The 12,087-nt window shown below is 68.9% G+C and carries 8 protein-coding genes and 1 tRNA gene; 5 read left to right on the plus strand and 4 right to left on the minus strand.

Annotated elements, in window-relative coordinates:
- The first annotated feature begins 24 nt into the window (after positions 1-24).
- The 5 genes from ACZ6TD_RS12265 to ACZ6TD_RS12285 all read left to right on the plus strand — a co-directional run bounded on the left by ACZ6TD_RS12265 (position 25) and on the right by ACZ6TD_RS12285 (position 7,933).
- Positions 25-2,070: a GNAT family N-acetyltransferase gene (locus ACZ6TD_RS12265; RefSeq protein WP_471353403.1), complete on the plus strand. Its 2,046-nt coding sequence runs from the start codon at positions 25-27 to the stop codon at positions 2,068-2,070.
- A 26-nt stretch (positions 2,071-2,096) separates the two neighbouring features.
- Positions 2,097-2,549, plus strand: coding sequence for an ASCH domain-containing protein (locus ACZ6TD_RS12270; protein WP_471353404.1), 453 nt, complete (start codon positions 2,097-2,099; stop codon positions 2,547-2,549).
- A 190-nt stretch (positions 2,550-2,739) separates the two neighbouring features.
- Positions 2,740-5,316, plus strand: a complete 2,577-nt coding sequence (locus ACZ6TD_RS12275) for a GmrSD restriction endonuclease domain-containing protein (RefSeq protein ID WP_471353406.1) — start codon at positions 2,740-2,742, stop codon at positions 5,314-5,316.
- A gap of 159 nt (positions 5,317-5,475) precedes the next feature.
- Positions 5,476-6,132, plus strand: a complete 657-nt coding sequence (locus tag ACZ6TD_RS12280) for a hypothetical protein (RefSeq protein WP_471358909.1) — start codon at positions 5,476-5,478, stop codon at positions 6,130-6,132.
- 115 nt (positions 6,133-6,247) lie between these two features.
- Positions 6,248-7,933 carry a recombinase family protein gene (locus ACZ6TD_RS12285; RefSeq protein WP_471353408.1) on the plus strand — a complete coding sequence of 562 codons (1,686 nt, stop codon included), beginning with the start codon at positions 6,248-6,250 and terminating at the stop codon, positions 7,931-7,933.
- On the opposite strand, the gene ACZ6TD_RS12290 is transcribed toward ACZ6TD_RS12285, so the two are convergent.
- From ACZ6TD_RS12290 to sucC, 4 genes are all read right to left on the minus strand, one after another.
- Positions 7,898-7,982 (minus strand) — tRNA-Leu (locus ACZ6TD_RS12290). The two genes, ACZ6TD_RS12285 and ACZ6TD_RS12290, sit on opposite strands and share 36 nt — an antisense overlap.
- 134 nt (positions 7,983-8,116) lie before the next feature.
- Complete coding sequence (locus ACZ6TD_RS12295; protein ID WP_471353410.1) at positions 8,117-9,661, minus strand: aldehyde dehydrogenase family protein; 1,545 nt, start codon at positions 9,659-9,661, stop codon at positions 8,117-8,119.
- Between the two features lie 149 nt (positions 9,662-9,810).
- Positions 9,811-10,707, minus strand: a complete 897-nt coding sequence (gene sucD, locus ACZ6TD_RS12300) for a succinate--CoA ligase subunit alpha (protein ID WP_471353412.1) — start codon at positions 10,705-10,707, stop codon at positions 9,811-9,813.
- 14 nt (positions 10,708-10,721) lie between these two features.
- A complete protein-coding gene (sucC, locus tag ACZ6TD_RS12305) occupies positions 10,722-11,909 on the minus strand; it encodes an ADP-forming succinate--CoA ligase subunit beta (RefSeq protein ID WP_471353413.1) in 1,188 nt (395 codons plus the stop codon).
- Positions 11,910-12,087 lie beyond the last annotated feature (178 nt).

Genomic DNA, 12,087 nt, shown 5'->3' on the forward strand with positions numbered 1-12,087 from the left:
GGAGAAGCCGACGAAGGGGGCGTCGTGGCACAGCTGCGCCTGGTGCAGGTCGGAGTAAACGACGGCAAGCTACTGGACGCCGTCATCGGTCTAGGCGATCGGCACCGCAAGACGCTCGGCCTTTTACCGCGCGAAGCCTTCCGGGAGAGCGCAGCCGCCGGGACGCTGCTGGCGGCGATGGCAGGACGGCAATTGGCCGGGTACGCGTTGTACGGGTTGCCCCGTCAGGAGATCCGCTTGGCGCACCTGTGTGTCGCTCCGGAGTGGAACGGCCATAAGGTAGCCCGGCGGCTCGTGGAAGAGATCACGCGTCGGCACGCCGATCGGCGGGGCATCAAGCTCAATTGCCGCCGTGACTACGGTCTCAATGGCATGTGGGAGAAGCTCGGGTTCGTCCCACTGAGGGACCGGCTGGGCAGGGGCTCGGATCACGCGGTGCTCACCACGTGGTGGAAGGACCACGGGCTTCCGGATCTTTTCTCCTCGCAGGCTGATGAGGCTCCTCTCATCGTGACCGTCGACTGCGGTGTGATGACCAGGATGCATGGCGCTCCTGAATCCGCGGCTGCGAAAGATGCGCAGGCGCTGCACGCCGAGTGGCTGAGCGATCTCCTCCTCATCGTGGTGACTCCACGCTTGCTGCACGACATCGACAAGATCGCAGATGATAGCGAACGGCAAAGGGCACTGGGAGCAGCGCACAGCTATCACCGTCCGTCGATCTCCGACGAAGTCGTGCGGCAGCACATGGAGCACTTGACCGGTGTGGCCGAGCGTCGCACGGCCGTCCTTCCCGATGGGGCTGCGGCTGACCGGATCAGGTATGCCGCCGAGGCCGCCGCAGCAGGGGCGCACGTCCTGGTCAGCACCGACGAAATCCTCACCTCGCTCGCGGAAGAGATCTGGGAAAAGTGCCGGCTACAGGTGCTGCCGCCCGCGGCGGTGGTATCGAATGTGCATAACCTCCGCGAGTCTCAGGGATACAGTCCCGGGTTGCTGGGGACGTCTCTGGAGGCCCGGGTCGTGACCTCGTGGCAGGACGGTCTGCTCACCTCGTTCGGCATTCAGCAAGGCACCGGTGTGGACTCCCACCTCGCGGCGCGCCTTCGGGCAGCCATCTCGCGCGGCGATGGGCGATGCGTACTCATCGCGGACGCCGAAGGGCAGCCGCTCGCACTGTACGCGTGGCGCACGGACGAGCGAGTCCTGGAGGTCCGGGTCTTACGCACCGTCGCGCACCGACTGGAATCGACCTTGGCCCGGCAACTGGTCTTCACCCTCCGCCGACACTGCCGGGACGGCGGCGGCCATGCGGTGCGCGTTACGGATCCGGGGGTATCCGACCAGGTGCGCTCGGCGCTCGACTCCGACGGATTCACGCGACGCGACGAGGAATGGGGTGGCCTGGTCATCGACGTGTGCGCCGATACTGCGGACGTTGTCGAAGCGGCCGAACACGCGGCGCAGACCATCGCGGTAGCCCCACCGGCCATCCCGGCCCCGGTCTCCGCGTACATCGCCGCCTCCGTGGAACGCACGCTATGGCCGGCCAAACTGATCGATTCATCCCTCCCATCGTTCCTGGTCCCGATCAAACCAGGTCCAGCCGACTTGCTGTTCGGCCTCCGAGAGTCCCTGATCCCGCGGCCCGACGAACTCGGCATCAGCCGGGAGCACGTCTACTACCGGGCACCGACCCGCCACGGTGAAACCGCACCAGCCCGCTTACTGTGGTACGCCAGCACGGACAAAAGCACCGCCATCTCCGCGGTAGTGGCCTGTTCGCGTCTCGACGAGATTGTGGTCAACGAAGCGGACGCGTTGTACGACCGCTTCCGCCACCTCGGAGTCTTCGACCGGACACAGGTCAGGAACATCGCGAACCGCCATGAGGGCCGTGCGATGGCCCTCCGCTTCTCCGATACACAAATATTCTCGCGTGCGGTGCCTTTGGCTCGTCTCCAACACCTCGCCGAGACGCAGGGGCATAAGTTGTCCCTGAGGTCGATCTTTCGGATCGGCCCGCGACTGTTCCGCGCCGTGTACGAGGAAGGGCACATCAGACCGTGACACCGCCATCGAGACAAGTGGTCCTGATGTCGATCCATCCGCGCTTCGCCTCGGCGATTCTCAGCGGCACCAAGACCGTCGAGCTGCGACGGCGTCGGGTCGCTGTCCTTCCGGGAGCGTTCTTGGTGCTCTATGCCTCCGCGCCCGAGATGGCACTGGTCGGTACGGTCCGCATCGCCACCACCACCACCACCGAACCAGACCGCCTCTGGGGAAACGTTGCCACCCGAGCCGGAATCACCCGGCGCGAGTACGACCAGTACGCAGCCGGAGCTGGCGCAATGTCGGCCCTCTTCCTCAATGCTCCGAGGAGACTGCCCGCTCCCGTGCCGCTCACCACGCTGCGCCGAGCGTGCCCATCCTTCACCGTCCCGCAGAGTTACCGCTATCTCAACGTGGAGGAACTCAAGTCCATCGCAAACACCGACGCAGCAGGGGCCGAACTCCTCCAGCGGGTCATCGACTCCGGCTCCGCCTGACCAGGAACCAAGGACCTGCCGGGGGCACTGTGGTGTACGCGTGTGTGGATCAGGGCTGACCTGACGGCCGAGCGCCCGGGCAGCCCACCACACACTCACCCGGCTGCTTCGAACTCCACGTCTGTCGGTGCGAGGCCATAGGGTCTTCCCCGCACGCTTCGACCGCATCGAGCACCAGTGGGGGGCCACTATGCAAGCCAAGGAGACGCTGTTAGCCGACCTCGTGCAGGGACGCGCCCAGCAGTTCCAGGTGCCGCTCTACCAGCGGACGTATTCCTGGACGGAGAAGCATCTGAAGCAGCTGTGGAGCGACATCCTGGAACAGGCCGAGCTGCTGGAAACAGGAGGGAAAGCCAGCACGCACTTCCTCGGTTCGGTCGTGCTCGCCCCGTCCCCGCAGAACGAGGCCACGTTCCCCCGCTGGCTCGTCGTCGATGGTCAGCAGCGGCTGACCACGCTCGCCCTCGCCCTCGCCGCGATCCGTGACCATATCGCCGAGGCCCAGCCGGAGGAGGCCGAGCGCATCGATGAGGAATACCTGATCAACAAGCGCAAGAGCGGCAACGACCACTTCCGGCTGCTGCCGACCCAGGCCGACCGGCCGCAGTTCGCCGCGCACATCCGCGGTGCGGTCACGGACCAGGTCGCCGGTGGCGGCGTCGCGGCGGCTTACGGCTTCTTCCGCCGTAAGCTCGTCGCGGCAGACGATCCGGCGGCCCCGCAGGACGTGTTCCGCATCGAGCAGGCCATCACATCCCGGCTCACGCTGGTGGCGGTGACCGCCGAGCGTGGCGACAATGTGCACCGCATCTTCGAGTCCCTCAACAACACCGGACTCAAGCTCAGCCAGGCCGACCTGCTGCGCAACTACCTCTTCATGCGGCTGCCCACCCGCGGGGAGCACATCTACGAGACCTACTGGCTGCCGCTGCAGGACAGCTTGAGCAACGACGAGCTGGAGCAGCTGATGTGGCTGCAGCTGGTGCTCGACGGGGACGACCGGGTCCGCCGCCAAGACCTGTACACCGCCCAGCAGCAGCGATTCGAGCACGGGGAGGTGGGCGAGCCGGAGATCGAGGCGTACATCAAGGAACTGCACCGCCATGGTGCCCTCTTCCACCGGATGCTCCACCCCGAGGAGGAGCCTGACCCATCGGTCCGCGCCCACCTGCGCCGCCTGGACGCCTGGCAGGCCCAGGTCACCTACCCCGCGCTGATGCTGCTGCTCGACCGGCGCGAGCGCGGGGAGCTTGACTCCCCCGCCACGGCCCGCGCCATGTCGTACATCGAGAGCTTCCTGGTCCGCCGGATGATCTGCCGAGTGCCGACGAACAACCTCAACCGGATCTTCCAGGCCGTGCCCGGCCAGCTCCCGCTCGACGTGCCGGTCGACCAGGGCCTGCACCAGCTCCTCTCCGCGGACAACCGCTTCTGGCCCGACGACCACGAACTGCGCGAGAAGGTCCGCGCGGCCCCCTTCTACCAGTACGGGCGCTGGCATCAGCGCAGGATGGTCCTGGAGCGGCTGGAGGAGAGCTACGAGCATCCCGAACCGGTGGACTTCGCGGCCGCCCAGCTCACTATCGAGCACGTCATGCCGCAGTCGCCCGGCGACGAGTGGCTGGAGATGCTACGCGAGGACGCCGCCGACTCCGAGAGCACGGAGGACCTGCACGCCCGCCTGCAGCACACCCTCGGGAACCTGACCCTCACCGCGGTCAACTCGGAGCTGTCCAACCACCCCTTCGAACGCAAGCAGGGCCTGCTCCAGGGCAGCCACCTGGAGATGAACCGCCGTATCGCCGCCACCGAGCGCTGGGGAGCCAAGGAGATCCTGACCCGCGCCGACGAGCTCGCCGAGCGCGCGATCGGACTGTGGCCGGCCCCACTGCGAGGAGTCGGCCGAGCCGAGCGCAGCCGGGACTGGCATCTGGCCCATCAGGCGCTCGCGGCGCTGCCGCACGGCACATGGACCTCGTACGGCGACCTCGCCGCGTTCCTCGGCTCCGGCGCCCAGGCAGTAGGCACCCATCTGGCCAACACGCCCGGCGTGGCCAACGCCTACCGGGTGCTCACCTCCGACGGAAAGGTCTCCGACGGCTTCCGCTGGGCACCCCAGGACACCGGCGGCGACATCCGCGCCCGGCTGGCCGCCGACGGCATCCGCTTCACCATCTCCGGAGCCGCCGACCCGGCACAGCGCCTCACCTCCGACGATCTCGCCCTGCTGATCGCCGGCGCCGACGAGGACCAGACGGACGGCGAGGACACCACACAGGACACCGCGACAGCCGGCCAGGGCGAGGAGACACGCGCAGACCGGTTCATCCGCCAGCTCACGGCGGACGACTCCTCCGAAACGGTGGAGGCGGTACGCACGCTCCTCGCTCGCTGGGAAGCACTCGGCGGCTGGATCGGTTACGGCGCGGGACACGTCACCACCAGCGCATTCCTCGTACTCGGAGAGGCAGGCGGACCCGGACACGGCATCTGGCCGCTGACGCTCTACCCGGGCAGCGGGCGCGGCGGCACGGCCGAGGTGGTCTTCCAGCACCTCGCGGCGCGCGAGCCCTTCACCGACCGCGCCCTGCGAGCCGAACTCCTCAAACACCTCAACGAACTGGAGGGCGTCGACATCCCGGTAGGCAAGCTGGAACTCCGGCCCAGCTTCCGGCTGTCCCTGCTGGAGAAGGACCACAACCGCAAGCTGCTCACCGAAACCCTGACCTGGTTCCGGGACCGCTGGGAGAGCGGGCGCACGTCCTGAGAAACGGGCCGGACGAGGGAAACCAGGCGGGACTGTCCTGGGCTACGTACCGTTGGCGCACCTGATGCACCCCGCAGGGCGCATGTGGCCCGGACCGTGACGGTCGTTGCGTACTTCTCGATGAGAGCGGCGCGCGGGAGGATGCCGCCGCTTGCGCCGATGACCGCAAGCTTCTGGTACTCAAGCCCCTTGAACCGATGCATCGGATCGTTCACGAGTTCGATTGACCAGGCACAACAGAGCCAATTGATGTTGAGGTTCCCGCGAGTCACCCACGGCGAACTCATCGACCTGCCCTCGGCCGTCCTGGCCACCGGACAAGCCGCCGGGCTCGTCCCGACGGAGCGTTGTGTCGCTCTCCTCGCCGGCATCCGCAACGGCCGGCTCGTCGCCCGTCCCTCGTTCTTCCAGCTGAAGAACGTCCGCGACGCCCGCCGCCAAGGAATCCCCCTCCACCTCGTACAACACGAAGACGTCCTCATCTTCACCCGCCCCGAGAAGCCCTCAGCCGCCTCCCGGCCGCTGTGCGCCCGCCGCGAGCGGCAAGCCGGGACCGAACGCTGCCGCTACCCCCGATCCCATCGGAAGACAAGGCTAGGAACGCACACACGAAGCGGGGAAGCCATGACACCAGCCGCTACCACCCCGAGCTCCCCAGCAGCAGTGCGCCAGGTCCAGCAAGCGGATGAGCCGCCCGAGGTGACCGTGATCCTCCCGGACGGTCCTGTGCCGCTCACCCCGCATGCCGCCAAAGCGGTACTGGCCTTCATCCAGGACGAGTACCAACACCGTCGCACCGTTCATCACAGCGGCTGACCACCCACGACCGGGCGAAGACACGGTGGACGGCTGGCCCTCCGGGCCGAGCCAGAGGTACGACGGACGACCACCGTCCACCGTGCACACCAAGCGATCCCAAGGAAGACGGCCCATGCCCCGTTTCGCCTTCGCCGGACGCTGCTCCACCGAGGACCTCCAGGACCCGGAGACCTCCCGCAACTGGCAGCTCACCCGCGCCCGCGCTCTCATCGAACCCGCCGGAGGCGAAATCGTCGCCGAATACTTCGACGCCGGACACTCCCGCGCACTGCCGTGGAAACGCCGCCCCCAGGCCGCCGCCCTCCTCACAGCCCTGCGTGACCCCCACCGCGGCTTCGACGCGGTCGTGATCGGCGAACCCCAGCGCACCTTTTACGGCAACCAGTTCGGCAACACCTTCCCCCTGTTCACCCATTTCAACGTCCCCCTTTTGGTTCCGGAAATCGGCGGGCCGATCGATCCCGACAACGAGGCCCACGATCTCGTCATGTCCGTCTTCGGCGGCATGAGCAAAGGCGAACGTAATCGCGTCAAGATCCGCGTACGCACCGCCATGGGCTCTCAAGCCAAGATCGAAGGCCGCTTCCTCGGCGGCAGACCCCCGTGCGGCTACCGGCTCGCCGACGCCGGCCCACACCCCAACCCGGCCAAGGCCGCCGACGGCAAACGCCTCCACCGTCTCGAACCCGACCCCCAAGCCGCGCCCATCGTGGTCCGCATTTTCACCGAGTACCTTCGCGGAACCGGCCTATACGCCATCGCCGAAGGCCTGACCCGCGACAACATCCCCTGCCCCTCAGCCCACGACCGCGCCCGCAATCCGCACCGCGACGGCCGCGCCTGGTCCAAGAACACCGTCCGCGCCATCCTCACCAACCCCCGCTACACCGGCCACGAAGTATGGAACAAACAACGCAAACAGGAAATCCTCCTCGACATCGACGATGTCACCCTGGGCCACCGCACCCAACAGACCTGGAACACCCCCGAACAGTGGATCTGGTCTACCCAACCCGTCCACGAACCCCTGGTCAGCAAGACCACCTTCACCCGCGCCCAAGCCAGGAGACACGACCGCCGCCAACACCACCCCGCAGAACGCAGCCCCCGCACCACACCACGCGCCTACGCCCTGCGCGGACTCATCCGCTGTTCCCTGTGCGACCGCAAGATGCAGGGCACCTTCAACCACGGCCACCCCCACTACCGCTGCCGCTACCCGTACGAATACGCCAAGAGCAGCCCCCTCGACCACCCGCTCACCGTCTACATCCGGGAAGCCGTCATTCTCCCGGAACTCGACCGGTGGATCGCACAGACCTTTGCCCCCGGACAGCTGAAGAGCACGCTGCAGGCCATGCAGCGATCCCAGCAGACAGCAGCCACCCCCTTGCCCGGTCTCGAGGCCGCCCGCCGCACCATCGCCGACTGCGACCGGCGACTGAACCAATACCGCGCGGCACTCGACGCCGGAGCCAACCCCACAACCGTGGCCAGCTGGATCAGTCAGGCCGAAGCCGACAAAGCCGCCGCACAAGAACAGCTCATCGCCGCCAGCGCAGCCCGGCGCACCGTCCTCACCGACGAACAGATCCACAGCATGATCAAAGACCTCGGTGATCTCACCGACCGGCTTCTCACCGCCCCCGCCGACCGCAAGGCTCCTCTCTACCAGGCTTTCGGCCTCGCGCTCACCTACAACATGAAGAAGCGGGTTGTGACCGTTGAGTCACAACCCGCTTCTTCCGTGTACGTAAGAACGTGTCCGAGGGGGGACTTGAACCCCCACGCCCGATAAAGGGCACTAGCACCTCAAGCTAGCGCGTCTGCCATTCCGCCACCCGGACCAGGTGTGCTCCGCGGCTCGGCCGCGGCGACATGGACCACGATACCAAGGTTTCGGCGTGCGTTTCACCTGCGTATGGCGGGCGCCCGCCCCCGCGCCGACCTGGGGGGACGCGGGGGTGGGCACGGAGGGTGGTCAGTCGGGCATCAGGTGGTAGTCGGGGAAGTTGCCGGGGAGGCGCTCGGGGCCCGGGGCCTCGGTGACGGCGCGGACCAGGAGGTCTCCGCCGACGAAGGCGCCGCGCCAGGAGGCGCCGAAGCCGCCGAAGAGCTCGTCGCGGTCGCCGCGGGAGCGGGGCTTGCCGTGGCCGGTCTTGAAGGCGCGGATCTGGGGGGCCAGGCGGTCGTAGGTGGCGGGGTCGTCGCAGGAGAGGGTGGCGACGAGGGCGCCGTTGCTGGCGTTCATGGCGGCGAGCAGTTCGGCCTCGGTGTCGACCAGGACGAGGGTGTCGACCGGGCCGAAGGGCTCGGCGTGGTGGAGCGGGGAGGTCGAGGGCGGGTTGAGGAGGGTGACGGGGGCCGCGTAGGCGGAGAGGTCCTGGCCGGGGAGGAAGTGGCCGTCGGCGAGGTCGCCGCGGTGGAGGGGGACGGCGCCGCGGTCGATGGCCTCGGACACCTGGTCGGCGAGCTCCTTGGCCTTGGCCGCGTTGATCAGGGGACCGAAGTCCAGGTCGGGGAGGGGGTCGGAGGGGTTCTCCACCGCGAGGGGGTGACCCACGCGGATGGAGCGCACCGCCGGGAGGTAGACGGAGAGGAAGGCGTCGAAGGACGAGCGCTGGACGACGAAGCGCGGATAGGCGGTGCAGCGCTGCTTGCCGTAGTCGAAGGTCTTGCGGATCAGCGGGGCGAGGGCGTCCCAGTCGGTGAAGTTCCAGATGCCCCAGGCGTTGAGCCCCTCCTGCTCGAGGATGTGGCGCTTGCCGAGGTCGGCGACGGCGGTGGCGACCCGGGCGCCGGTGTCGCGGCCGCCGACGAAGGAGACGCAGCCGATCTCGGGCGAGCGGACCAGGGCCTCGGAGAGCTCACCGCCGCTGCCGCTGACGAGGGTGACCGGGATGCCCTCGCGGGCGGCGAGCGCGCAGGCGAGGGTGAGGCAGGCCAGCCCGCCGTCGGTGGGCGTCTTGGCGATGACGGCGTTGCCGGCCAGCGCCTGGACGAGCATGGCGTGGGCGAGGACGCTCATCGGGTAGTTCCAGCTGGCGATGTTGGAGACCGGGCCGGGCAGCGGGGTGCGGCCCTCGGCCATGCGGTCGATCTCGTCGACGTACCAGCGGACGCCGTCGATGGCCCGGTCCACATCGGCCTGGGCCAGCCGCCAGGGCTTGCCGATCTCCCAGACCAGGAGCAGGGCGAGCAGCTCGCGGTGCTCGCAGAGCGCGTCGAGGGTGGCGGACACCCGTGCCCGGCGCTCCGGGAGGGCGATGTGGCGCCAGCGGCGGTGCTGGTCGAGGGAGGCGCGCACGGCCTGGTGGGCGGTGGTGGCGTCCAGCCGTGGCGGGCCCGCGATGGGGGTGCCGTCCACGGGGGTGGTGGCGGGGAGGGCCCGGCCGTCGCGGTGCCAGGTGCCGTCCCAGAGGTTGAGGACTCGGTCGTCCTGGAACGCCTCGGGGGCGACGGCCAGGCAGCGCTGCCAGGCGTCGCCCCAGGCGGTTCCGGGCTTGAGGGTGAGGGTGGGTGCCATCGGTGATCTCCGCTCTCGTTGCACAGGCGGGGCGGGATGTGGCGGGCCGTACGGCAGGGACGCCCGTACGGCGCGGGTGTGCGTACGGGGAGCAAGGTAGCGGCACGGAGCGTGACCGTGGCCCGATCGCGGATCGGGTATGGCTCACATCACGCGAGGTTGCCGGGTGTTTCGGCCAGAAGGGCCAATACCAGCCCGGCGGTCTCCGTGGGGGTCGCTCCGACGCTCACGCCCGCCGCCTCCAGCGCCGCCTTCTTGGCCGCGGCGGTGCCCGAGGAGCCGGAGACGATGGCGCCCGCGTGGCCCATCGTCTTGCCCTCGGGGGCGGTGAAGCCCGCGATGTAGCCGACGACCGGTTTGGTGACGTGGTCGGCGATGTACCGCGCGGCCCGCTCCTCCGCGTCGCCGCCGATCTCCCCGATCATCACGATGAGGTCGGTGTCGGGGTCGTCCTCGAAGGCGGCGAGGGCGTCGATGTGGGTGGTGCCGATGACCGGGTCGCCCCCGATGCCCACGCAGGTGGAGAAGCCGATGTCGCGCAGCTCGTACATCAGTTGGTAGGTGAGGGTGCCGGACTTGGACACCAGCCCGATCCGGCCCGGCTTGGTGATGTCGGCGGGGATGATCCCGGCGTTGGACTGGCCCGGGGAGATCAGCCCGGGGCAGTTCGGGCCGATGACCCTGGTGGCGCGGGCCCGGGCGTACGCCTGGAAGGCGACCGCGTCATGGACCGGGATGCCCTCGGTGATGACGACGGCGAGCGGGATCCGGGCGTCGGCGGCCTCGGTGACGGCGGCCTTGGCGTGCGGCGGCGGGACGAAGAGGACGCTCACATCGGCGCCGGTGGTGTCCATGGCCTCGCGTACGGAGCCGAAGACGGGCACCGTACGGCCGTCGATGTCGACCCGGGTCCCGGCCTTGCGCGGATTGACACCGCCGACGACATCGGTGCCCGCGGCGAGCATCCGCCGGGTGTGCTTCATGCCTTCCGCGCCGGTCATGCCCTGGACGATGACCTTGCTGTCCTTGGTGAGGAAGATGGCCATATCGAGGAGCCCCCTTATACGGCGGATGTGTCGGACACAGCGGATGTGCCAGACGCGGCGGATGTGTCGGACGCGGCGGACGCGGCGAGTTCGGCGGCGCGCGCGGCGGCGCCGTCCATAGTGTCGGCCTGGTGGACGAGTGGATGAGCCAATTGGCCAAGGATGGCTCGGCCACGTGCGGCGTTGTTGCCGTCGAGCCGGACCACCAGCGGTTTGGTGAGGGTCACGGTGTCCAGGGCGCGCACGATGCCGTCGGCCACCGCGTCACAGGCGGTGATGCCGCCGAAGACATTGACCAGGACGGAGCGCACGTCCGGGTCGTCGAGGACGAGGGACAGCCCGTCGGCCATCACCTGGGCGGAGGCGCCGCCGCCGATGTCGAGGAAGTCGGCGGGGCGGGCGCCGCAGCCGGCGACGACGTCCAGGGTGGACATCACCAGCCCCGCGCCGTTGCCGATCACGCCCACCTGGCCGTCCAGCTTCACATAGCCGAGCCCGGCGGCCGCGGCCCGGGCCTCCAGCGGGTCCCGGGCGCGGTCGTCGGCGTCGTCCCATGACGGCTGCCGGAAGCGGGCGTTGTCGTCCAGGGTGACCTTTCCGTCCAGGGCCACGATCGCGCCGCTACGGGTCACCACTAGCGGGTTGACCTCGACGAGGAGGGCGTCGTGTGCGGTCAGGACGGTCCACAGCCGACGGATGGTCTCGGTCGTCTCGCGCGGCAGTCCCCCGGCGACGGCGATCTCGGCGGCCTTCGCCTCGGTCACCCCCTCGGCCGGGTCGACGGCGATCCGGGCCACAGCCTCGGGGCGGCGCGCCGCGACCTCCTCGATCTCCATACCGCCCTCGGCGGAGGCGATGGCCAGGAAGCGGCCCGCGGCCCGGTCCAGGGTGAAGCCGAGGTACAGCTCCCGCTCGACCTCGACCGGTTCGGCGACCATCACCCGGTGGACGGTGTGGCCCTTGATGTCCATGCCGAGGATCCGGCGTGCGGTCAGCTCGGCCGCGGCCGGGTCGCCGGCGAGTTTCACCCCGCCCGCCTTGCCCCGGCCGCCGGTCTTCACCTGGGCCTTGATGACGACGCGTCCGCCGAGTCGCTCGGCGGCCGCGCGGGCGGCTTCGGCCGTGTCCACGACCTCCGCTCTCGGCACCAGGACACCGTTGTCATGGAGGAGTTCCCGTGCCTGATGTTCGTACAGGTCCATTGCCAGCTCCCTGATGGCCCGTCAACAGCGCTTGATCCAGCGCTGGATGCAACGAGTGGCGCACGCCCCCTGGACATCGCTCGGCCGATGGTGGGATAACAAAGTTCATACAGGATAACGTCGACTGTATGCAATCCAGCGATCCATCCGCGAGGCAGCACCGACCCCCTACGAAGGG

This window comes from Streptomyces yongxingensis, from assembly GCF_055597465.1.